Below are 21,105 nucleotides of genomic sequence, written 5' to 3' on the forward strand. Positions count from 1 at the left end.
GAGCGGGCCGCGCTTCGGCAGAGAGGCGCCAAAGCGAGGGAGCCCGAAACGATGAGCGACACTGTCAGCGTCCACCCTGTTCCGGAAAACTGGGCGCGCAGTGCCAAGGTCGACGCCGCCGGCTACGAGAAGCTCTACGGCCGCAGCATCGCCGATCCGGGCAGCTTCTGGCTCGAACAGGCCCGCCGGCTCGACTGGATCAAGCGCCCCGAGATCGCCGGCGACTGGTCGTTCGACGAAGCCGATTTCCGCATCCACTGGTTCGCCGACGGCAAGCTCAACGTCGCCGCCAATTGCATCGACCGCCACCTCGCCAAGCGCGGCGACGCGGTCGCGATCCTCTGGGAGCCGGATGCGCCCGAGGAGGCGCCGAAGCGCTTCACCTATCGCCAGCTCCATGCCGAGGTGTGCCGCTTCGCCAATGTGCTGAAGGCTGAGGGCGTCAAGAAGGGCGACCGCGTCACCATCTACATGCCGATGATCCCCGAGGCGGCGTTCGCGCTGCTCGCCTGCGCGCGGATCGGCGCGATCCATTCGGTGGTGTTCGGTGGCTTCTCTCCCGAGGCGCTGGCCGGGCGCATCACCGATTGCGATTCGAGCGTAGTGATCACTGCCGACGAAGGCCGGCGCGGCGGCAAGAAGGTTCCGCTCAAGACCAATGTCGATGCGGCCGCGCAGCATGCGCCGGCGCTCGAGAAGGTGATCGTGGTCAAGGCCACCGGCGGCGACATCCCGATGCAGGAAGGCCGCGACCTCTGGTATCACGAGGCCGCCGCAAGCGTGCCCGCCGAATGCCCGCCCGAGCCGATGGGCGCCGAGGATCCGCTGTTCGTGCTCTACACTTCGGGCTCGACCGGCAAGCCCAAGGGCGTGCTGCACACCAGCGGCGGATACCTGCTCTGGGCGAGCATGACGCACGAGCTCGTCTTCGATTACCGCCCGGGCCAGGTCTATTGGTGCGCCGCCGACATCGGCTGGGTCACCGGCCACAGCTATATCGTCTACGGCCCGCTGGCGAATGGCGGCACCACGCTGATGTTCGAGGGCGTGCCCAACTGGCCCGATGCCAGCCGCATCTGGCAGGTGGTCGATCGCCACCAGGTCGAGATCCTCTATACCGCCCCCACGGCCCTCCGCGCGCTGATGCGTGAGGGCGACGACTATGTCGCGAAGACCTCACGCAAGTCGCTCAAGCTGCTCGGCACGGTCGGCGAGCCGATCAATCCCGAGGCGTGGCGCTGGTATTACGACATTGTCGGCGAGGGGCGCTGCCCGATCGTCGACACCTGGTGGCAGACCGAGACCGGCGGCCACATGATCACGCCGCTGCCGGGCGCCACCGATCTGAAGCCCGGCTCGGCGACCAAGCCCTTTCCCGGCGTCGATCCGCAGATCGTCGATACCGACGGCAATGTCCTGCACGGGCCGACCGAGGGCAACCTGGTCATCGCGCGCAGCTGGCCCGGGCAGATGCGCACCGTGTGGGGCGATCACGAGCGCTTCTTCCAGACCTATTTCACCACCTATCGCGGCAAGTATTTCACCGGCGACGGCTGCCGCCGCGACGAGGACGGCTATTACTGGATCACCGGCCGCGTCGACGACGTGATCAACGTCTCCGGCCATCGCATGGGCACCGCCGAGGTCGAGAGCGCGCTGGTGCTCCACCCCAAGGTTGCCGAGGCCGCGGTGGTCGGCATGCCGCACGACATCAAGGGCCAGGGCATCTACGCCTATGTGACGCTCAATGCGCACTGCGTCGGCGACGACGCGCTACGCGCCGAGCTGATCAAATGGGTGCGCACCGAGATCGGCCCGATCGCCACCCCCGACGCGCTCCAGTTCGCGCCGGGCCTGCCCAAGACCCGCTCGGGCAAGATAATGCGCCGCATCCTGCGCAAGATCGCCGAGGGCGACGTCTCGTCGCTGGGCGACACCTCGACGCTCGCCGACCCGTCGGTGGTCGACGATCTCGTCAGGAACCGCGTGGGATGAGCGCGGATCGCATCCGGATCGTCGAGGGCGACATCACCCGGCTCGACGTGGATGCGATCGTCAACGCCGCCAACTCGTCGCTGCTCGGCGGCGGCGGGGTGGACGGGGCGATCCACCGTGCTGCCGGCCCCGAGCTGCTCGCCGAGTGCCGCACGCTCGGCGGCTGCGCTACCGGCGACGCCAAGCTGACCAGGGGCTATCGCCTGCCCGCCGGGCACGTCATCCATACCGTCGGGCCGGTGTGGCAGGGCGGCGGCAAGGGCGAGCCCGAGCTGCTCGCCAGCTGCTATCGCCGCTGCTTCGCGATCGCCCGCGCCAACGGGTTCACCGCCCTCGCCTTTCCGGCGATCAGCTGCGGCGTCTATGGCTATCCGGTCGAGGCGGCGACGCGGATCGCCGTCGCCGAGACGCGCGCCGCGCTTGCCCCGGACCCCGGACTCGCGGTGATCTTCGCCACCTTCGGCGCCGACGTGACCGCCGCCTATCGCCAGATCCTGGACACCTGAATCCCATTGCGAGGGGGCGATCGCGCCGTTACAGTCAGCTAATACAGTCCATAGGGGTTGGGGTACTAAACTCATGAAGATCAACACTTTCGTGCGTCTCGCCGCCGGCGTGGCGCTGCTCGCCGTTTCGCCGGCACTCGCGCAGACCGCCAAGCAGGCGCCGAAATATGGCAGCTTCGGCATCGACCTGACCTCGCAGAAGACCGGCGTGAAGCCGGGCGACGACTTCTGGACCTTCGCGAACGGCGGCTGGAACGACCGCACCGAGATCGCCGCCGACCGCACCTCGGCCGGCTTCGGCACCCAGCTCTCGGTCGAGGCCGAAGCCAATGTCCGCGCCATCCTCGACGACATGGCGAAGAACCCCTCGGCCTATGGCGCCACCGGCAAGCAGGTCGGCGACTTCTATGCCAGCTGGATGGACGAAGCGGGCATCGAGGCACGCGGCACCGCGTCGCTCCAGCCCTATCTCGCCAAGATCAACGGCGTGAACGACCTCGACGCGCTGCAGGTGCTGTTCGCCAGCGTCGGCTATGCCGCGCCGATCGAGCTGGGCATCATCCCCGACCTCGCCGACCCGACGCACTACACCGCCGTCACCGGCCAGGGCGGCCTCGGCATGCCGCGCGACTATTATCTGCTGGAAGGCGCCAAGTACGACGCGTTCCGCACCGCCTATCGTGCCTATGTCCAGAAGATCCAGGAGCTGGCCGGCATCCCCAACGCCGCGGCCAAGGCCGATGCGATCGTCGCGTTCGAGACCGCGATGGCCAAGGTCCAGTGGTCGCCGGCCGAGAGCCGCGACATCGCCAAGCTCAACGATCCCGAAACGCTCGCCGGGCTCGAGGCCAAGGCGCCCGAGTTCAACTGGGCGCTGCTGCTCAAGACCGCCGGCATCGACAGCTCGCCCAAGGTGCTGATGACGCAGAACACGGCAGTGGCCGCGCTCGGCAAGCTGATGGTCGCCACCCCGCTCCAGGGCTGGAAGGACTATCTCGCCTATCGCTTCGTCAGCGACCATGCGCAGTTCCTGCCCAAGGCTTTCGACGACACCCGCTTCGCCTTCTACTCGCAGACGCTCTCCGGCGTGAAGGTGCAGCGCGAGCGCTGGAAGCGCGGCGTCGGCCTGGTCAACGGCGCGCTGGGCGAGGCCGTGGGCCAGATCTACGTCGCCAAATATTATCCGCCGGCCGCCGAGAAGCAGATGGCCGAGCTGATCGAGAACCTGCGCAGCTCGTATCATGAGCGCATCGCCGCCTCGACCTGGATGGACGCGGCGACCAAGGAGAAGGCGCTCGCCAAGCTCGCCGCCTTCGAGCCGCGCATCGGCCACCCGGACAAGTATATCGACTATTCGTCGTTCAAGGTGGAGCGCGGCGACCTGCTCGGCAATGCGATGCGCTCGGGCGAGTTCGAGCACCAGCTCGAGCTGTCGCGCTTCGGCAAGCCGGTCGATCGCACGCTGTGGAACATGACCCCGCAGACGGTGAACGCCTATTACAACCCGCTCGCCAACCAGATCACCTTCCCGGCCGCGATCCTGCAGCCGCCCTTCTTCGATCCCAATGCCGATCCGGCGGTGAACTATGGCGCGATCGGCGCGATCATCGGCCATGAGATGGGCCATGGCTTCGATGACCAGGGCAGCCAGTTCGGCCCGACCGGCAAGTTCGAGAACTGGTGGACCGACAGCGCCAAGAAGGCGTTCGGCGAGCGAACCGCCGCGCTCTCGACCCAGTATGACGGCTATGAAGCCGTTCCCGGCACCAAGGTGCAGGGCAAGCTGACGCTCGGCGAGAATATCGGCGATCTCGGCGGCGTCGAGGCAGCCTATGGCGCCTTCCAGAAGTACCAGGCCGAGCATGGCAAGGCGAAGGTGATCGGCGGGCTGACCGGCGACCAGCGCTTCTTCCTGGCCTATGCCCAGGCCTGGCAGACCAAGGTGCGCGAGGACGCGGCCCGCCAGTATGCGCTGACCGATCCGCACTCGCCGGCCAAGTACCGCGTCAACGGCATCGTCCGCAATGTCGACGCCTGGTACAAGGCGTTCAACATCCAGCCGGGCGACGCGCTGTACCTGGCGCCCGCCCAGCGCGTGCACATCTGGTAAGCCATCCCGGCTGACCCGAACGAAGCGGCCCGGCAGCGATGCCGGGCCGTTTTCGTTTCCAACACCGGCACCTTCCGCGACTCGGCAAAGTCCATCAAGTTCACGCCAAAGGCGGCTTTCGCGGTCGCTTGAATTGACTCACTTCCCGGAAGCGCGCCGCATCTCGCAACATTCTTGCGCGCGCGGGATCCTATCTTTCCTACGGATTCAAGGAGCGGCCGGGCAGCGCACCCGACCGCGCCAGCCAATCAGACGAAATCCTACATTGCAACCGCTGCGCCATGCGCGGAAAGGGAGCCGCATGACTCCACGCGAACTCATCGACACGGCGATCGTCCCCGGCGGCGGCGAAGCGCTGCGGCTGTTCCGCCGCGGCCGCGACTTCATGATCGTGCTCGATCGCAACGAACTGATGTCGAGCCGGATGAGCGGTTCGGAGGAAGCGCTGGCGGTGATGACCTGCGAGCGGCTCGACACGCCCGCCCCGCACTTGCTGATCGGCGGCTACGGCATGGGCTTCACGCTGCGCGCGGCGGAGGGCGTGCTGGGGCCGGAGGCGAAGCTGACCGTCGCCGAGCTGGTGCCGCAGATCATCGACTGGGCGAAGGGGCCGATGGCCGAGCTCGCCGCAGGCTGCCTCGACGACCACCGGGTCGAGGTGATACTCGACGACGTCGCCGCGGTGATCGGCCGCGCGCGCGCGACCTATGACGCGATCCTGCTCGATGTCGACAATGGCCCGGACGGGCTGACCCGCGACGCCAATGACCGGCTCTATTCGCCGCGCGGGCTGCAGAAGCAGTGGGAAGCGCTCAAGCCCGGCGGGGTGCTGGCCGTGTGGTCGGCGGCGCCCGATGCGGTCTTTGCCCGGCGGATGAAGGAAACCGGCTTCCAGGTGGAGGAAGTCGCGGTGCGCGCGCGCAGCAACGGCAAGGGGCCGCGGCACGTGATCTGGTTCGGGCGCAAGCGCTAGGGCCCCAAGGGAAGCCGCCTTTCCCTCCCGCGTCACCCCGGCCTTGTGCCGGAGTCCACCGGGAGGCACGGATTGGGCGAGAGGCTCCTGGCTTAGAGCGTGAGGCGCAGTGGACCCCGGCACAAGGCCGGGGTGACGATCTTGGAGCCGCGGCCTGACGCGTAGCGCCCGTGCCGGATTGCATTTCCTGCAACCGGCCTCCCGAATCATTGCAGTTGCAGAAAGCGCAACCTCGACCCATTTCCCTCTATGTTGCATTGCAGCAAACATAAGGGTTTCACGATGTTCTCGCTTATCTCGCTCTTCCTCGCCGCGCGCCGCCCGGTGACCCTGCCGGCCATTGCCGAGGTCGCCGCCCCGGCAGACGCGCCGATCGAGCTGCGCCTCGCCGCCTGAACGGCGACAGCGCAGACGCCGCCTGAACGGCGACAGCGCAGACGCCGCCTGAGCCGACGACGGCGGACGCAAAAAGGGGGAGCGGCGACGCTCCCCCTTTTCGTTTGCGCGCAGGGCGCGGCGCTTACTTCACACCGTGCATCCAGTGCTTGAGCGGCCAGCTGAGCAGGAGCAGCAGCACGCCGAGGCCGATCGCCGCGATCGAGATGGTGGTGAACACCCCGACATAGGTATCGAGGCTGACCTTGAGGTTGGTCACCTGGCCGCCGACCGTATCGACGCTGGCGAACTGCGCGACCACGCCGGCGACATATTGCGCCACCGAGATCGACAGGAACCACACGCCCATCATCAGCCCGACGATGCGCGCGATCGACAGCTTGGTGATCATCGACAGGCCCACCGGCGAGATGCACAGCTCGGCGAACGAGTGGACGAAATAGAGGCCGGCCAGCCACCAGATGCCGACCTGGAAGTTGCCATCGGCGAACTGCGCGCCCCAGACGAGCAGCAGGAAGCCCGCCGCCACGCCGATCAGCGCGATGCCGAACTTGACCGGGATCGACGGCTCGAGCCCGCGCTTGGCGAGCGCGGTCCACATCAGCGACATCAGCGGCGCGAGCAGCACGATGAAGGCGGCGTTGAAGAACTGGGTCTGACCCGCGGTGATGCTGAAGCCGTTCCAGATCGTCAGGTTGGTGTTGCGATCGGCGAACAGGGTGAGCGACGAGCCCGCCTGCTCGAACAGCGTCCAGAACACGACGTTGAAGACGATGAGCACCATCGCGGCGAGCATCATCTGGAACTCGGTGCGGCTGCCCGCGACGAACGACCAGATCAGGATCACCGGCACGCCGATCAGGAACGAGCCGAACAGCAGCTTGCCCATCAGCGGCAGCGAGGCGACATAGCCGATGAAACCGGAGCCCGCGGCCGGGGCGGTGGCATGCATCAGGTTGACGTAGAGCAGGTAGAAGAGCGGCACGACGCAGAGCGCGGCGACATAGATGATCCACTGCTGCGCATTGACGTTCGGCTTGGCCGGCGGCTCGCCATAGCCATCGAGCTTGCCGCCGTTGAACTGGATCAGCGCCCAGGAGATCAGCATGCCGATCGCGGCGAGCGCGAAGCCCCAGCTCCAGCCATAGGCAACCGCCAGCCAGGGGCAGAGGATCTGCGAGAAGAGCGAGCCGAGGTTGATGCCCATGTAGAAGATGGTGAAGCCGGTGTCGCGGCGTCGGTCGCCCACTTCGTAGAGCTCGCCGACCATCGTCGAGATATTGGGCTTGAAGAAGCCGTTGCCGACCGAGACCATCGACAGCGCCGCGAGCAGCACCATCACATAGAAGGGGCTGCGATCCGCGCCGGATTCGAAGCTGCCCTTGGCGACGTGGCGCTCGGGCGCGCCGGCATTTAGCAGGTCGACGCTGCCGTCGTCATTGCCCTTGATCTCGAGCTTCTTCGCGCCGTCGACGACGTAGCGGACTTCCTTGCCCTCGGCGTTCTTCTCGATCGAGACTTCGTAGCGCTGGCCGTCGATCGTCGCATGCGGCGTCGCGGTGGGGCCGCCGAAGCAGAGGATGGCATAGCCGAGCGACATGATGATCGCGCCGAACTTCACCGCACGCTTCGAGCCGAGATACTGGTCGGCCAGATAGCCGCCGACCAGCGGGGTGAGGTACACCAGCGCGGTGAACCCGCCATAGATGCCCGTGGCCTCGCGGTCGCCGAACATGAAATGCTGCGTAAGATAGAGCGTCAGCAGCGCCCGCATGCCGTAATAGCCGAAGCGCTCCCACATCTCGGTGGTGAACAGCCGCGCCAGCTGGCGGGGATGCCCGAACCACGTCGCCTGGCCGGCGGGGTTGATATGGGTGATGTCGGGTTCTGCCGGACTATCGGCGGTTGGTGTGTCGACCATGCGGTTGTTGCCCTTTGATATCGGTATCCGGGCTCATGGGCCCGGCGCATGGGCGGCCAAACTAGAGGGAATGAAGCGCCTGTAAAGCATGCGTGATTTCGGGAAGTGACGTCCCTCTGTCGTCATCCCCGCGAAGGCGGGGATCCAGCGTCGCAAAGCGAAGCGCGAAGTAACCCTGCATCCCCGCCTTCGCGGGGATGCCGGAAGAAGGGCGCAATCCGATCAGGCTGGAGGCGGTTTCGATCAGCTCCGAGGTTGGCGAGCAGATGCATGCACCCTAGATGCCCATCATGCTCAACGACACTTCCAGCCTGCTCGCCCATCTCCAGACCCGCCGCTCGGGCAAGCCGCGCGACATGGTCGCGCCGGGGCCCAGCCCCGAGCAGATCGAGGCGATGCTCGCGATCGCGGCGCGCACGCCCGATCATGGCAAGCTCTTCCCCTGGCGCTTCGTGACGATTCCCGACGAAGCGCGCCCGGCGCTTGCGCTCAAGCTCGCAGAGATATTGCGCAGCGAGAAAGCCGATTGCACGCCGCGCGACGAGGAAGCCGCGGCGCAGTTCGCCACCCAGGCACCCGCCCTGGTGGTGGTGCTTTCCGCGCCCGTGGTGCCGCACAAGATCCCGGTCTGGGAGCAGGAGCTCTCCGCCGGCGCGGTCTGCATGAACCTGCTCCACGCCGCGCATGCGATGGGCTTCGCCGGCGCATGGATCACCGGCTGGGCCGCCTATTCGGATGCGGTGCGCGACCTGTTCGGCGATGCGAGCCAGAAGATCGCCGGCTTCGTCTTTATCGGTACCCCGGCCAGCCCGCTGGAGGAGCGCCCGCGGCCGGCACTGTCCGAAATCGCACAGCAGTGGAATCCAGGGTATGGACCCCAAGGCTGATTGGTGTATTATAGCAGCATGACAGCGCTTGAGCACGAGGACAGCCCGGTCTACCTCAAGCTGCGCGCCAGCATCGCTGCGGCGATCCTGCGCGGGCAATACCGGGCAGGGGATCAGCTTCCGTCGGTGCGAGCGCTCGCCGCCGAGCATGGCGCCAACCCGCTGACGGTCGCCAAGGCCTATCAGAGCTTCCAGGACGACGGCTATGTCGAGGTCCGCCGCGGCGTCGGCATGTTCGTGCTGCCCGGCGCGGTCGAGAAGCTGCGCGTCGCCGAGCGCGATCGCTTTCTCAAGGGCTATTGGCCGCGCGTGAAGGAGCATATCGCGCTGCTCGGCCTCGACGTGCACGAACTGCTCGATCGCGAGACGGCCTGAGCCGATGACGATGGGCGACGAAGCGACCGTCGTGCCGGAAAAGCCCAGCTGGCTGCGTTCGCTGCTCGGCTGGGGCCTGCTCTTCGGCGGCGTCTTCGCCTTCCAGAGCGTGGCGGCCAAGCCCTTCTACATCCCGTCCAGCTCAATGATGCCCGCGCTGCTCAAGGGCGACCGGCTGATCGTCTCCAAATATCCCTATGGCTGGTCCTATGCCTCGCTCTCCATCCACGGCAGCGACGTCGTTCCCGGCCGGCTCTTCGGCAAACTGCCCGAGCGCGGCGACATCGTCACCGTGGCGCGGCGCGAGGATGGCTCGGACCTGATCAAGCGGGTGATCGGCCTGCCCGGCGACACGGTGGCGGTGAGCCACGGCGTGGTGATCCTCAACGGCAAGCCGGTGCCGCGCGTGGCCGATGGCACCGCGGACATCCCGGTCGATGCGAACGTGCCGTGCGACGAGGGCATGCTGCAGCCGTTCCGCAAGACACGGGCCGACGGCACGCTGGTCTGCGCGCTGCCGCTGTTCCGCGAGACGCTGCCGAACGGCGCCAGCTATGACGTGATCGACCTGGGCGATACCTATCTGCCCGGCGGCTATCTGAGCCCGCGCGACGACTATGCGCCGGTGAAGGTGCCCGCCGGCCATGTCTTCCTGATGGGCGACAATCGCGACCAGTCGGCCGACAGCCGCTTCACGCTGGCCGAGGGCGGACTGGGCGGGCCGGTGCCGGTCGAGAGCCTGGGCGGACGCGCCGAGTTCATCACACACAGCTATACCGGCCAGGGCTCGTGGCTGAACCCGCTGGCCTATCTGACCGCGCTGCGCGGCCACCGCGCCGGCACGTCGCTGCGCCCCGACCACCGCTGATGCTGGTCATCACCGGCACCTTCCGCCTCGCGGCGACGGCGCTCGATGCTGCGCGGCCGGCGATGGCCGCAATGGTCCAGGCGAGCCGCATGGAAGCGGGCTGCCTCCACTACAGCTATGGCGCGGACGTGCTCGATCCCGGGCTGATCCACGTCACCGAGCATTGGGCCGACCGGGCGAGCCTTGAGGCGCATTGGGCGGCCGCGCACATCAAGGCGTGGCGCGGCGCCTGGGCCGAGCTCGACATCGGCGAGCGCGACCTGACCCTGTTCGACACCGACGCGGGAACGCCCTGCTAGACCCAGCCGCCGAGGATCTCCGCCACGGCGCGGAGCACCTGCGGCTTCATCTGCACGAACAAGTGGCCGCTGCGTATCTCGACGGCGCGGCATGCGGCGCCCTCCCCCTCGCGGCAGATCAGCCCGTTGACGAAGCCGTCGCTGCGGCTCCAGATCGCCGCGGACGGCATCGGCAGCGGCTGCACCGCTTCGGCGAGCCGGCCTGCGACGACCGGATCGTCGATCCTCTCGCCGGTGAGCAGCTGGAACGGGCGCCAGACATTGGTGGCGCTGGGCGGCCCGGCAAAGGGCGAGCTGATCGTGATCACGCCGCGGACCAGATCGGGCCGGCGATGCGCGATGATGCGGCTCATCACCCCGCCGAGCGAGATGCCGACCAGCGTGACCGGTGCGCCGGCCTCGGCGCGGATCGCCTCGACGCGCGCGATCAGCCGCTCGCATTCGGGACCGACGGTGCGCACGCCGAGGTTGCGGCCGAGCAGCCAGGGATAGGGCCGGTAGCCGAGCCGGCGCAGCATGGTGCGCAGCACGAAGTTCGAGCGATCGGTGTTGCCCAGCCCCGGCGAGACCAGCACCGGGCGGCCATCGCCCCGGGGCAGGCCGGCCAGGCGGAAGCGCGTGAGCTCGGCCAAAGTGAGCGCCGCACGCGCAGGCTCGAGCGCGAAGGCGATCCGCGGCGGCGGCTCGGCGGCGGTCTTCGGGATCATAGCCACAGCATCACGCCCCAGGGCAGCGGCGTCCATATCCCCATCGGCACGCCCGCCTTGCGCAGGCCCCGGCCCGTCCATTCGTTGCAGGTGTTGATCGCGCTGTAGCCGCCCTTGGCCGAATAGAAGGCATCGCGCGGGCCATAGCCGCGCACTACCGGCCCGGCGGCGAGGGTATCGCGGACATAAGCGACGAGCCGGCGATATTCCTCGGGCCGCAGCAGCAGCGCGTGCACCGTGCCGCCGGCGCGCGGCTCGGGCACATGGGCGATGTGCAGCACGGTCGATCCCGCTCCGACCAGCGCCTTCGCCGTGCGCCACGGATTGATGTCGCTCCACTGCGCGGTGTGCAGGTAGAAGTCGCGGTCGCCCCAGCCAAAGGCGAGATAGGGTTCGGCGGCCGTGCGCGGATCGCGCAGATGCTCCGGCCGGGCAACATCGCGAAAGGCGCCGGCCGGCAGGATCAGGTCGGTATGCACGCCATTGTCGGCCACATAGATCCGCACGCCCCGCGCTGGCGGTTCGCGCCCGTTGTTGGTGGCGAGCCCCGCCCCCAGCGCCGCGGCGGCGAGGTACAGCACCACCACCAGCACCAGTCCTCGGAGCACCCGTTTGATCAACCGCAAACCCGCCCCCATTTCGCACCCGCACCATCGCATGCTATGCCACAGATATGGCTCAAGATACGCATGTGCTCGATCGCCCGCCGGAGGGCGCGTCGGCCGACTGGACGATACCGCAGAACTGGCAGGCCTATACGCCCGAGGAACATGGCGTATGGGACAAGCTCTATGCCCGCCAGGCGAAGCTGCTGCCCGGCCGCGCGAGCAAGGCCTATCTCAGGGGCCTCGATGCCCTGCGCCTCTCCGACTCGGGAATTCCGAACTTCGAGGAGCTGTCCGAGCGGCTGATGAAGCTCACCGGCTGGCAGGTGGTCGCGGTGCCGGGGCTGGTGCCCGACGACGTGTTCTTCGATCACATGGCCAATCGCCGCTTCGTCGCGGGCAATTTCATCCGCCGGCCCGACCAGCTCGACTATATCCAGGAGCCCGACGTCTTCCACGACGTGTTCGGCCATGTGCCGATGCTCGCCGATCCGGTGTTCGCCGACTATCTCGCCGCCTATGGCCGCGGCGGCAACCGCGCGCTCGAGCTGGGCGCGCTGAAGCAGCTCGGCCGGCTCTACTGGTACACGGTCGAGTTCGGGCTGGTCCGCGAGGACGGCGACCTGCGCATCTATGGCGCGGGTATCGTCTCGTCCTCGGCCGAAAGCCATTTCGCGCTCGAGAGCCCCAGCCCCAACCGCATCGGCTTCGACATGAAGCGCGTGATGCAGACCGACTACCGGATCGACGATTTCCAGCAGAATTATTTCGTCATCCCCAGCTTCGATGAGCTGCTGCGCCAGACGGTCGAAACCGACTTCGCGCCGCTCTATGACGAGATCGTCGGCAAGCCGGACATCCCGATCGCGGAGATCCTGCCGGGGGATGACGTGGTGACGCGCGGCACCCAGGAATATGCGGCGTCCAAAGCATAGCCTTCTTACCGTCATCCCCGCGAAAGCGGGGACCCAGCTGCCTTGAGCCGAGGCGGCTATCTCTACATCTTGGCGAACCGCTATCGCGGGACGCTGTACACCGGCGTGACCGCCGATATCGCCGCGCGGATGATGCAGCATCGCGGCGGCACCGGTTCGCGCTTCGCCGCGAAATATGGCGTGTCACGCCTTGTCCATGTCGAATATTTCGAGCGGATCGAGGACGCGATTGCCCGCGAAAAGGCGATCAAGAAGTGGCGGCGCGATTGGAAGATCGAACTGATCGAGCGCGGCAATCCGGATTGGGCCGATCTGTTCGATACGCTCAATTGCTGACGGCAGAAGAAGCTGGGTCCCCGCTTTCGCGGGGATGACGGTGTTGGCCTACCAGCTCCCGAACCCCGGCGCTTCGCCCTTGCCGCGGCTGAGGCGAGTCACGCGTTCAGTGCCGTAGCGCACGCGCTTGGCGAGCGTCAGCGTCGGCCAGTGGCCGCGGTCGGTGCGATCGACCAGGCGGAGGCCCTGGCGGCGATAGGCCTGCGCCACCGGCTCGGCTTGGCTTTCGAGCAGCCCGGCGAGGATCAGCGTGCCGCCCTCGGCCAGCACCACGCCGATGCTCGGCGCCAGCTCGATCAGCGGCCCCGCCAGGATATTGGCGATGACGAGATCATAGGGCGCTCTGCCGATCAGCAGCGGATGCTCGAGCCCGGCCGCGGCGGCCAGCGCCAGCTCGCCCTGCCGGCCGCCGAGCGGGATGCCGTTCAGTTCGGCATTGTCGCCGGTCACGTCGACCGCGCGCGCATCGACGTCCGACGCGGTGGCATAGGCGCGCGGCCACAGGTGCAGCGCGGCGAAGGCGAGCAGCCCGGTGCCGGTGCCGATATCGACGACATTCTCGAAGCGCTTGCCCTCGCGCTTCAGCCGATCGAGCGCGAGCAGGCAGCCCGCGGTGGTCTCGTGCGTGCCGGTGCCGAAGGCGAGGCCGGCATCGATGCGGAAGGCCTTGGCGCCCGGGGGCACCCTGCCCTTGTTGGTATCGGTATGGACATAGAAGCGGCCGGCATGGACCGGCTCGATCCCGGCCTGGCTGAGCGTCACCCAATCGGCGTCGCGGATCTTCTCGGCGACGGGCTTCACCGCCGCCGAACTCGGCGCCAGCGCCTGCACCCGGGCGAGCGCCGCGCTGTTGGGCTTCGACTCGAAATAGGCCTCGAGCTGCCAGCTCAGCGGGTCGTCCTCGACGCGCTCGCTCGTGAGCAGCACGGGCATCGGATCCATGCCGAACAGCGTCTCGTCATCGGCATCGATCGCCTCCGCTTCGGCGCGGGTGCACGGCAAGGTGAGCTTCCAGCTCGACATCAATCAATCTCCACGGGATGCGCGACCACGACCTTGAGCTGCGGAATCTCGATCGCGCGATATTGCAGCTTGCGGCCCTGCCGCAGCAGCAGCGCGACCCGGGTGGGGCTCTGCATCCAGATCCGGTCGACACCGTCGATGCCCTTGAGCACGAAGGCCTGCTGCCCGGTCGCGAGGTTGCCGATCAGCACGTCACGGCTCTGCCCCTCGGCCGCACGCACCTGCATCAGGTAATAGGCAACGGGCGGCTTGGTCTTCTTGGCCTCGCCATCCTTGGCGCCGGCTTCGGAAACGACGAAATTGTCGGCATCCTCGTCGGTGGGCCCGGCGACGGCGGGCAGATAGAGCCGCTCCACGATCTGGCGGCCATTGTCGGGCAGCAGCTTGCGGCTCTCGCCATTCGCCTTGTCGAGCAGGATCACGTTGCGTTCGTCGGGACGGCTTCCGCCGCTCGAATAGGGATCGCCGCGCCCCTGGATCGACGCATCGGTGGCGATGACGATCTCGTTGAGATCGGTGCCGGCCAGCGCGTTGACGCCGGCCACCGCAAAGACCTGCTTCGCCGCCTTGGCCTCGATCTGCGCGGGATCCTGCCGGTTGCGGACGGTGAACGAGAAGACCATCGCCGCGATGTAGATGATCGCCAGCGCGGCGATCAGCCCGATCGCGGCGAAGAGCCAGACGACGAGCCTGCTTCCCGTGCGCACGCTATCGGACATAGCTCGCTCCGTTGATGTCGAGCACCGCGCCGGTCATCGAGGGCGGCGCGCTGAGGGCGCAGAAGCGGGCGAGCACGGCGACCTCGTCGGTATCCGCCACGCGGCCGAGCGGGATGTCGGCGAGCAGCTTCTCGCCGCCGCGGCTGGCGAGATATTCGTCGGCCATGCCGGTCATCGTGAAGCCCGGGCAGATCGCGAAGGCGAGGATGCCCTGGCGCGCATAGCCGCGGGCGATGCTCTTGGTCATGCCGACCATGCCTGCCTTGGACGCGGCATAATGCCAGTGCGCGGGGCTATCGCCGCGATAGGCGGCGCGGCTCGCCATGTTGACGATGCGGCCCGGGCGTCCGCCGGCCTGCCAGTGGCAGATGGCGAGGCGGCTGAGCTCGGCGGCGGCGGTGAGGTTCACCCGCATCGTCCGCTCCCAGTTCGCCACCCAGTCCTCGTGATCGATGTCGAGCGGATTGCTCTCGAACACGCCGGCATTGTTGATGATCACGTCGATGCGGCCGTCGAGCGCGTCGAGCGCCTTGTTCCACAGCGCCAGGGGCGCCTTGGGATCGGCGAAGTCGGCAGGCATGCCGCCCTTCGTGCTTTGTCCGATCAGGCGGACATCGTCTTGCCTGAAGCTCTCGGCGATCGCGGCGCCGATGCCGCGGCTCGCGCCGGTGAGGAGGATATGGGTGGCCATTCGGCCTGCCTAGCGCGTCGCCCGGTTTCCGTCATCCCCGCGCAGGCGGGACCCGAGTCATGGGTGCTGTCCGTGCGACCCTGGATCCCCGCCTTCGCGAGGATGACGAAGAGAAATTCAGGCCGCCACGCTGTTCGAGAAGCTGTCCGCCGCGGCGCGCAGCTTGTGCAGGCGATCGTCGACTTCGGCGACGTCCTTCTGGAGCGTGTCGATCTCATGGGTGACCGATTTGGTGTCCTCGCGGATCGCGCCGATCGTGGCGGACATCGAGTCGGCCGCAAGCGCGGTCTCGTCGACCGCCGCGGTAATCGCGGTAACCGTCTGCGCCTGGACTTCCATCGCGCTGCGGATGCGGTTGGCGCTTTCCTGGACCTCGGTGACGGTCGAGCGGATCGAGGCGTTGGTCTCGACCGTGCCCTTGGTCGCCGACTGGATCGCCGCGATCTTCGAGGCGATGTCGTCGGTCGCGCGCGCCGTCTGGCTGGCGAGGCTCTTCACTTCCTGCGCGACCACCGCGAAGCCGCGGCCGGCATCGCCGGCACGGGCGGCCTCGATCGTGGCGTTGAGCGCGAGCAGATTGGTCTGGCCGGCGATGTCGCGGATCAGGCCGAGGATCGATTCGATCGACTTGGCGTGATCGCTCAGCGCCTCGCTCATGCCGACCGCCTCGGTCGCCTGGCTGGAGGCACGCGTGGCGATGCCCGCGGCCGATTCGACTTCCATGCGCGCGTCCTCGATCGCGCGGATCAGCCCGGCGGCGGTCTGTGCCGCCTCGCGCATCGCGACGGCCGACTGCTCGGCCGCAGCGGCGACTTCGCTGGCCTTGCCGAGCATGCCGCGCGCCGAGCCCGAGGCGCCCTGCGCCTGCACCCGGATGCGGTTGGCGAGGCCGGTGGCGCCTTCGATCGATTCGGCGATGCTCGCCTTGAACTGTGCGGAGCGGTCGCGGCGCGCCTCGTCGGCATAGGCGGCGTCGCGCGCGCCGAGATGGCCGGCCATCAGATCGGCCTCCGCCATCGCCATGCGCTGGACGACGTCGCAGAGCCGGCCGAGCTTGTCGGCATCGCCGGGCAGCGCCTCGCGCAGCGCCCGCATCGTCTCGCTGTGCGCGTAGGAAAAGGCGCCGATCACCGCGGGCAGCGGAATGCCGGCGGCATAGGTCTGCGCGGCATAGCCGCACACCATCTCCACCCATTCCTCGCTGAACGGCTTCTCGAACTTGAGCGTGCCGTAGCGCGTGCCATGCGCGACCTGCGCCTCGTAGCCCTTGGGATCGTCGAGGATCGCTTTCATCGGCAGGCTCGCCGGCATCGCCTTGAAGTGGCGCCAGAAGCCTTCGGCGATCTCGCGCTGGCGATGGCCGATCAGCGCGACGATCTCGCGGCAACCCGCCTCGATCACGTCGTCCCAATCATATTCGCGGCGGTGATCCGCCACCGTCCTGGTGCCACCGCTCCAGCGGCCCGGCTCGCGCGTCGATACCATCCCCGTCTCTCCCCTTAGGCCGCGACTTTGGCGATGAAATCGCTCGCGCTGCCCTTAAGACTTCCCAACTGGCCCTCGAGCGCGGCAAAGCCCTGCCCGACCCGGTCGATCTCGCTCGCCACCGCTTCGGTATCCTCGCGGATCGCGCCGATCGTGGCGGACATCGAGTCGGCGGCAAGCGCGGTCTCGTCGACCGCCGCGGTGATCGCGGTGACCGTCTGCGCCTGGACTTCCATCGCGGTGCGGATGCGGTTGGCGCTTTCCTGGACTTCGGTAACCGTCGAGCGGATCGAGGCATTGGTCTCGACCGTGCTCTTCGTCGCCGACTGGATCGCGGCGATCTTGGCGGCGATGTCGTCGGTGGCGCGGGCGGTCTGGTTGGCGAGGCTCTTCACTTCCTGCGCGACCACCGCGAAGCCGCGACCGGCGTCGCCCGCACGCGCTGCTTCGATCGTGGCGTTGAGCGCGAGCAGGTTGGTCTGGCCGGCGATGTCGCGGATCAGGCCGAGGATCGATTCGATCGACTTGGCATGGTCGCTGAGCGTCTCGCTCATCCCCACGGCGTCGGTCGCCTGGCTGGAGGCGCGGGTGGCGATGCCTGCCGCCGCCTCGACTTCGGTGCGGGCGTCCTCGATCGCGCGAATCAGGCCCGCGGCGGTCTGCGCCGCCTCGCGCATCGCGACGGCCGACTGTTCGGCAGCCGCTGCGACTTCGGACGCCTTGCCTAGCATGCCGCGTGCGGAGGCCGAGGTGTGGCTCGCCTGGATGCGGAGCTGCTCGCCGTCGCGCGAGGCGCGCTGGACGGTGCCGCCGATCGTGTCGCGGAAATCCTCGGCGAGCCGGTCGCGCGCCGCCTGGGCGCTGTGCTCGCGGTACATGTTGTAGATCTCGACGGTGATGTCGCCCTCGAGCGCCGAGAGGCGCATCAGCGTGTCGATCAGCCCAGCGAGTCGCGAATCCTCGGTGCCGACGCGGCGGATGAGGATCTCTAGCGCGGCACGATCGCTCGCACTGATCATCGAAAGCAGCGCCATCGGCGGCACGTCCGCGGCATAGGCGGCGGCGACCGAGCGCTCGATCGATTCGATCCACGCACGGCCTTCGGTATCGAGGAAGCGATTCTTGAGGAAGACGACGCCGACGTCGATCATCTTCTGCGTGTCGTCTGTCGCCCAGTTGCGCTCATCGGCGAAGCAACGCAGCCATTGCTGCCAGAATGCTTCGGAAACCGCGCGAATCTCGGGCTCCAGCGCCTCCCAGGCGGCACGGCCCGAGGCGGCAAGAGTGCCTTCGATATCGAAGATCCGAAGACGGGCGCGCACGTCGATGCGGGCAGCTACGGTGCCCGGCGTCGGCAGATCCTCAGTCGAAACGGCGTTGGTCACGAAACAATGTCCCCTGTGGCGGCCATGGGACGATAAGGCCGCTCGGTTGCCGGATATGCGGGGGAACTGGTTAAGACCGGGTTAGTCAAAGCCATGTGTTGCGCGTGCCAGCTTGCATCCGTCGGTGTCGGGACTAAGGAGACGGGCACCGACCGAGGAAGGACATACTCTTGGCCAATGTGCGCAACACAGCGCGACCCATGTCGCCGCACCTCAGCATCTGGAAGTGGGGGCCCTCGATGGCGGTCTCCATCACGCACCGCGTCACCGGCAGCGGCATGGCGACCGTGGGGACGATCCTGTTCGTCTGGTGGCTGGTCGCGCTTTCCGCCGGCGCGGAATGCTATGCGCGGTTCGTCGACCTGTTCACGGTGCAGTCCGGCGGTCTCAACATCGTCGGCTATGTCGTCGGCATCGGGCTGACCCTGTCCTTCTTCCAGCACATGAGCTCGGGCATCCGCCACCTGTTCCTCGACCAGGGCGCGAATTTCGAGCTCAAGGCGAACAAGACGACCGCGTTGCTGACCTATGTCGCCGCGATCGTCCTCACCGCGGCCTTCTGGGCCTTCATCATCTGGGGGAAGACCAATGGGTAACGGCACCAGCATCGGCCGCGTCCGCGGTCTCGGCCCCGCCAAGGAAGGCGCGCATCACTGGTGGCACCAGCGGCTGACCGCGGGCAGCAACCTGGTCCTGATGCTGTGGTTCATGCTCAGCGTCGCGCTGCTGCCGGCCTATGACATGGAGACGCTGCGCCACTGGGTCGGCCAGACCCAGGTCGCCGTGCCGCTGATCCTCCTCGTCGTCAGCACCTTCTATCACTTCCGCCTCGGCCTGCAGGTGGTGATCGAGGACTATCAGCATGACGAGACGCACATCGTGCTGATGATCCTGCTCAACTTCTTCACGCTGGCGGCGGGCACCACCGCCATCTTCTCGATCCTCAAGATCGCCTTCACGGCGGGAGCCGCGCTCTGATGCCAAACTCTTCTTCTGGCGCCTACAAGATCATCGACCACACCTATGACGCAGTGGTGGTGGGCGCGGGCGGCTCGGGCCTGCGCGCGACGATGGGCTGTGCCGAGGCCGGCCTGAAGACTGCCTGCATCACCAAGGTGTTCCCGACGCGCTCGCACACCGTGGCGGCGCAGGGCGGCATCGCGGCGAGCCTGGGCAACAACACGCCCGATCACTGGTCGTGGCACATGTTCGATACCGTCAAGGGCTCGGACTGGCTCGGCGACCAGGACGCGATCGAGTATATGGTCCGCGAAGCGCCGCAGGCGGTCTACGAGCTCGAGCATGCCGGCGTGCCGTTCAGCCGCAACGACAATGGCACGATCTACCAGCGCCCGTTCGGCGGCCACATGCAGAACATGGGCGAAGGCCCGCCCGTGCAGCGCACCTGCGCCGCGGCGGACCGCACCGGCCACGCCATGCTCCACGCGCTCTACCAGCAGAGCCTGAAGTATGACGCCGACTTCTACGTCGAATATTTCGCGCTCGACCTGATCATGGAGAATGGCGCGTGCCGCGGCGTGATCGCTTTGTGCATGGAAGACGGCTCGATCCACCGCTTCCGCAGCCACGCCGTCGTCCTCGCCACCGGCGGCGGCGGCCGCGTCTATCAGTCGGCGACCTCGGCGCACACCTGCACCGGCGACGGCAACGGCATGGCGCTGCGCGCGGGCATCGCGCTGCAGGACATGGAGTTCGTCCAGTTCCACCCGACCGGCATCTACGGCGCCGGCGTCCTCATCACCGAGGGTGCGCGCGGCGAGGGCGGCTACCTGACCAACTCCGAGGGCGAGCGCTTCATGGAGCGCTATGCCCCCTCGGCCAAGGACCTCGCCAGCCGCGACGTCGTCGCGCGCTCGATGGCGATGGAGATCCGCGAGGGCCGCGGCGTGGGCAAGGAGAAGGACCATATCTACCTTCACCTCAACCACATCGACCCGAAGATCCTGCACGAGCGGCTTCCGGGTATCACCGAAACCGGCAAGATCTTCGCCGGCGTCGACCTGACCCGCCAGCCGCTGCCGGTGGTGCCGACCGTCCACTACAATATGGGCGGTATCCCGACCAACTATCACGGCGAAGTCGTCCACAATAAGGACGGCAATCCGGACACCGTGATCCCCGGCCTGTTCGCCGTCGGCGAAGCGGCCTGCGTGTCGGTGCACGGCGCCAACCGCCTCGGCTCCAACTCGCTGATCGACCTCGTGGTGTTCGGCCGCGCCACCGGCCTGCGCCTCAAGGAGCTGCTCAAGCCCGGCATGAAGCACAACGAGCTGCCCAAGGGCTCGGAAGAGTTCGCGCTGGGCCGCCTCGACCATTTCCGCAATGCCAAGGGCGAAAAGCCCACCGCGCAGATCCGCGCCGACATGCAGAAGACGATGCAGCGCCACTGCGCCGTGTTCCGCGACAGCGCGCTGCTCGCCGAAGGCGTCACCCACATGCAGGAGGTCTACAAGGGCTTCCAGGACGTGGGCATCCAGGACCGCTCGCTGATCTGGAACACCGACCTGGTCGAGACGCTCGAGCTCGACAATCTGATCGGCCAGGCCGTCGTCACCATCGAGTGCGCCGCCAACCGCAAGGAAAGCCGCGGCGCGCACATGCACGAGGACTTCCCCGAGCGCGACGACAAGAACTGGATGAAGCACACCGTCGCCACCTTCGATGGCTGGGGCGGAAAGGGCGGAAAGACCGAGATCGATTACCGCCCGGTCCACGACTACACGCTCACCGACGAGATCGAGTACATCAAGCCGAAGAAGCGGGTGTACTGATCTGGCGATAATGGCTTAACAAGAGCACGCGCACTGCGGAGATTTCAGTTCTTACTTGGCCCGCCGTTTTTGTAACACATTGACGCCTTCAGATACT

Annotated in this window: 21 protein-coding genes; 13 read left to right on the plus strand and 8 right to left on the minus strand. The window is 67.4% G+C overall.

From position 1 onward, the window contains the following. The first annotated feature begins 51 nt into the window (after positions 1-51). From acs to ABLE38_RS06480, 4 genes are all read left to right on the plus strand, one after another. Entirely contained in the window at positions 52-1,995 is a 1,944-nt protein-coding gene (gene acs / locus ABLE38_RS06465) for an acetate--CoA ligase (RefSeq protein WP_348973337.1), read from the plus strand. Next, positions 1,992-2,501, plus strand: coding sequence for an O-acetyl-ADP-ribose deacetylase (locus ABLE38_RS06470; protein ID WP_348973338.1), 510 nt, complete (start codon positions 1,992-1,994; stop codon positions 2,499-2,501). Before acs ends, ABLE38_RS06470 begins: the two co-directional genes overlap by 4 nt. Before the next feature lie 73 nt (positions 2,502-2,574). Then, entirely contained in the window at positions 2,575-4,611 is a 2,037-nt protein-coding gene (locus ABLE38_RS06475) for a M13 family metallopeptidase (protein ID WP_348973339.1), read from the plus strand. A gap of 301 nt (positions 4,612-4,912) precedes the next feature. After that, positions 4,913-5,584, plus strand: a complete 672-nt coding sequence (locus ABLE38_RS06480; RefSeq protein WP_348973340.1) for a spermidine synthase — start codon at positions 4,913-4,915, stop codon at positions 5,582-5,584. 520 nt (positions 5,585-6,104) lie between these two features. Here the strand turns inward: ABLE38_RS06480 and ABLE38_RS06485 are convergent. After that, on the minus strand, positions 6,105-7,901 hold the full coding sequence (locus ABLE38_RS06485) for a peptide MFS transporter (protein ID WP_348973341.1): 1,797 nt from the start codon (positions 7,899-7,901) through the stop codon (positions 6,105-6,107). Between the two features lie 290 nt (positions 7,902-8,191). On the opposite strand from ABLE38_RS06485, the gene ABLE38_RS06490 reads away from it, so the two are divergent. Genes ABLE38_RS06490 through ABLE38_RS06505 form a run of 4 tightly spaced genes read left to right on the plus strand, consistent with a single transcriptional unit; the run spans position 8,192 to position 10,330 of the window. Continuing rightward, positions 8,192-8,788, plus strand: coding sequence for a nitroreductase (locus tag ABLE38_RS06490; protein WP_348973342.1), 597 nt, complete (start codon positions 8,192-8,194; stop codon positions 8,786-8,788). Between the two features lie 18 nt (positions 8,789-8,806). Further along, a complete protein-coding gene (locus tag ABLE38_RS06495; RefSeq protein WP_348973343.1) occupies positions 8,807-9,163 on the plus strand; it encodes a GntR family transcriptional regulator in 357 nt (118 codons plus the stop codon). Positions 9,164-9,173: 10 nt separating this feature from the next. Next, positions 9,174-10,031 (plus strand): signal peptidase I, encoded by an 858-nt coding sequence (gene lepB / locus ABLE38_RS06500; RefSeq protein WP_348974455.1) that lies wholly within the window; start codon positions 9,174-9,176, stop codon positions 10,029-10,031. After that, positions 10,031-10,330: a putative quinol monooxygenase gene (locus ABLE38_RS06505; protein ID WP_348973344.1), complete on the plus strand. Its 300-nt coding sequence runs from the start codon at positions 10,031-10,033 to the stop codon at positions 10,328-10,330. The genes lepB and ABLE38_RS06505 overlap by 1 nt, the downstream gene beginning before the upstream one ends. Here ABLE38_RS06505 and ABLE38_RS06510 read toward each other — a convergent pair. Then, positions 10,327-11,037, minus strand: coding sequence for an alpha/beta hydrolase (locus ABLE38_RS06510; protein ID WP_348974456.1), 711 nt, complete (start codon positions 11,035-11,037; stop codon positions 10,327-10,329). The genes ABLE38_RS06505 and ABLE38_RS06510 overlap by 4 nt on opposite strands. Further along, on the minus strand, positions 11,034-11,645 hold the full coding sequence (locus ABLE38_RS06515) for a TIGR02117 family protein (RefSeq protein WP_348973345.1): 612 nt from the start codon (positions 11,643-11,645) through the stop codon (positions 11,034-11,036). The genes ABLE38_RS06510 and ABLE38_RS06515 overlap by 4 nt, the downstream gene beginning before the upstream one ends. 65 nt (positions 11,646-11,710) lie before the next feature. Between ABLE38_RS06515 and phhA the strand changes: the two genes are divergently transcribed. Both phhA and ABLE38_RS06525 read left to right on the plus strand, forming a co-directional pair. Continuing rightward, positions 11,711-12,577 carry a phenylalanine 4-monooxygenase gene (phhA, locus tag ABLE38_RS06520; RefSeq protein ID WP_348973346.1) on the plus strand — a complete coding sequence of 289 codons (867 nt, stop codon included), beginning with the start codon at positions 11,711-11,713 and terminating at the stop codon, positions 12,575-12,577. 69 nt (positions 12,578-12,646) lie between these two features. Next, positions 12,647-12,913, plus strand: coding sequence for a GIY-YIG nuclease family protein (locus ABLE38_RS06525; protein WP_348973347.1), 267 nt, complete (start codon positions 12,647-12,649; stop codon positions 12,911-12,913). A 48-nt stretch (positions 12,914-12,961) separates the two neighbouring features. Here the strand turns inward: ABLE38_RS06525 and ABLE38_RS06530 are convergent, their stop codons facing one another. The 5 genes from ABLE38_RS06530 to ABLE38_RS06550 all read right to left on the minus strand — a co-directional run bounded on the left by ABLE38_RS06530 (position 12,962) and on the right by ABLE38_RS06550 (position 18,189). Next, complete coding sequence (locus ABLE38_RS06530) at positions 12,962-13,936, minus strand: 50S ribosomal protein L11 methyltransferase (RefSeq protein WP_348973348.1); 975 nt, start codon at positions 13,934-13,936, stop codon at positions 12,962-12,964. Further along, positions 13,936-14,655, minus strand: a complete 720-nt coding sequence (locus tag ABLE38_RS06535) for a hypothetical protein (protein WP_348973349.1) — start codon at positions 14,653-14,655, stop codon at positions 13,936-13,938. Before ABLE38_RS06535 ends, ABLE38_RS06530 begins: the two co-directional genes overlap by 1 nt. Beyond that, positions 14,645-15,346: an SDR family oxidoreductase gene (locus ABLE38_RS06540; RefSeq protein WP_348973350.1), complete on the minus strand. Its 702-nt coding sequence runs from the start codon at positions 15,344-15,346 to the stop codon at positions 14,645-14,647. Before ABLE38_RS06540 ends, ABLE38_RS06535 begins: the two co-directional genes overlap by 11 nt. A 117-nt stretch (positions 15,347-15,463) precedes the next feature. Then, the gene (locus ABLE38_RS06545) at positions 15,464-16,831 is read right to left on the minus strand and encodes a methyl-accepting chemotaxis protein (RefSeq protein WP_348973351.1); all 1,368 of its coding nucleotides are present in this window, start codon (positions 16,829-16,831) and stop codon (positions 15,464-15,466) included. A gap of 14 nt (positions 16,832-16,845) precedes the next feature. Then, on the minus strand, positions 16,846-18,189 hold the full coding sequence (locus ABLE38_RS06550; RefSeq protein WP_348974457.1) for a methyl-accepting chemotaxis protein: 1,344 nt from the start codon (positions 18,187-18,189) through the stop codon (positions 16,846-16,848). A gap of 227 nt (positions 18,190-18,416) precedes the next feature. Here ABLE38_RS06550 and sdhC point away from each other — a divergent pair, with 227 nt between their 5' ends. The 3 genes from sdhC to sdhA are packed head-to-tail and all read left to right on the plus strand — an operon-like array spanning position 18,417 to position 21,008. Further along, positions 18,417-18,812, plus strand: a complete 396-nt coding sequence (gene sdhC, locus ABLE38_RS06555; RefSeq protein WP_348973352.1) for a succinate dehydrogenase, cytochrome b556 subunit — start codon at positions 18,417-18,419, stop codon at positions 18,810-18,812. Beyond that, positions 18,805-19,194, plus strand: coding sequence for a succinate dehydrogenase, hydrophobic membrane anchor protein (gene sdhD / locus ABLE38_RS06560; RefSeq protein ID WP_348973353.1), 390 nt, complete (start codon positions 18,805-18,807; stop codon positions 19,192-19,194). Before sdhC ends, sdhD begins: the two co-directional genes overlap by 8 nt. Next, complete coding sequence (gene sdhA / locus ABLE38_RS06565; RefSeq protein WP_348973354.1) at positions 19,194-21,008, plus strand: succinate dehydrogenase flavoprotein subunit; 1,815 nt, start codon at positions 19,194-19,196, stop codon at positions 21,006-21,008. The genes sdhD and sdhA overlap by 1 nt, the downstream gene beginning before the upstream one ends. Positions 21,009-21,105 lie beyond the last annotated feature (97 nt).

This window comes from Sphingomonas sp. KR3-1 (genome assembly GCF_040049295.1).
In the GTDB taxonomy this organism is placed as follows: domain Bacteria; phylum Pseudomonadota; class Alphaproteobacteria; order Sphingomonadales; family Sphingomonadaceae; genus Sphingomonas.

What these genes read in the sequence shown, in the direction of transcription:
- sdhA (WP_348973354.1), top strand. Translation starts at nt 19,194, where the DNA reads ATGCCAAACTCTTCTTCTGGCGCCTACAAGATCATCGACCACACCTAT.
- ABLE38_RS06535 (WP_348973349.1), bottom strand. Translation starts at nt 14,655, where the DNA reads ATGTCCGATAGCGTGCGCACGGGAAGCAGGCTCGTCGTCTGGCTCTTC.
- ABLE38_RS06480 (WP_348973340.1), top strand. Translation starts at nt 4,913, where the DNA reads ATGACTCCACGCGAACTCATCGACACGGCGATCGTCCCCGGCGGCGGC.
- ABLE38_RS06495 (WP_348973343.1), top strand. Translation starts at nt 8,807, where the DNA reads ATGACAGCGCTTGAGCACGAGGACAGCCCGGTCTACCTCAAGCTGCGC.
- lepB (WP_348974455.1), top strand. Translation starts at nt 9,174, where the DNA reads ATGGGCGACGAAGCGACCGTCGTGCCGGAAAAGCCCAGCTGGCTGCGT.
- ABLE38_RS06470 (WP_348973338.1), top strand. Translation starts at nt 1,992, where the DNA reads ATGAGCGCGGATCGCATCCGGATCGTCGAGGGCGACATCACCCGGCTC.
- ABLE38_RS06505 (WP_348973344.1), top strand. Translation starts at nt 10,031, where the DNA reads ATGCTGGTCATCACCGGCACCTTCCGCCTCGCGGCGACGGCGCTCGAT.
- ABLE38_RS06540 (WP_348973350.1), bottom strand. Translation starts at nt 15,346, where the DNA reads ATGGCCACCCATATCCTCCTCACCGGCGCGAGCCGCGGCATCGGCGCC.
- ABLE38_RS06485 (WP_348973341.1), bottom strand. Translation starts at nt 7,901, where the DNA reads ATGGTCGACACACCAACCGCCGATAGTCCGGCAGAACCCGACATCACC.
- ABLE38_RS06545 (WP_348973351.1), bottom strand. Translation starts at nt 16,831, where the DNA reads ATGGTATCGACGCGCGAGCCGGGCCGCTGGAGCGGTGGCACCAGGACG.
- sdhD (WP_348973353.1), top strand. Translation starts at nt 18,805, where the DNA reads ATGGGTAACGGCACCAGCATCGGCCGCGTCCGCGGTCTCGGCCCCGCC.
- ABLE38_RS06530 (WP_348973348.1), bottom strand. Translation starts at nt 13,936, where the DNA reads ATGTCGAGCTGGAAGCTCACCTTGCCGTGCACCCGCGCCGAAGCGGAG.
- phhA (WP_348973346.1), top strand. Translation starts at nt 11,711, where the DNA reads ATGGCTCAAGATACGCATGTGCTCGATCGCCCGCCGGAGGGCGCGTCG.
- acs (WP_348973337.1), top strand. Translation starts at nt 52, where the DNA reads ATGAGCGACACTGTCAGCGTCCACCCTGTTCCGGAAAACTGGGCGCGC.
- ABLE38_RS06475 (WP_348973339.1), top strand. Translation starts at nt 2,575, where the DNA reads ATGAAGATCAACACTTTCGTGCGTCTCGCCGCCGGCGTGGCGCTGCTC.
- sdhC (WP_348973352.1), top strand. Translation starts at nt 18,417, where the DNA reads ATGTCGCCGCACCTCAGCATCTGGAAGTGGGGGCCCTCGATGGCGGTC.
- ABLE38_RS06510 (WP_348974456.1), bottom strand. Translation starts at nt 11,037, where the DNA reads ATGATCCCGAAGACCGCCGCCGAGCCGCCGCCGCGGATCGCCTTCGCG.
- ABLE38_RS06490 (WP_348973342.1), top strand. Translation starts at nt 8,192, where the DNA reads ATGCTCAACGACACTTCCAGCCTGCTCGCCCATCTCCAGACCCGCCGC.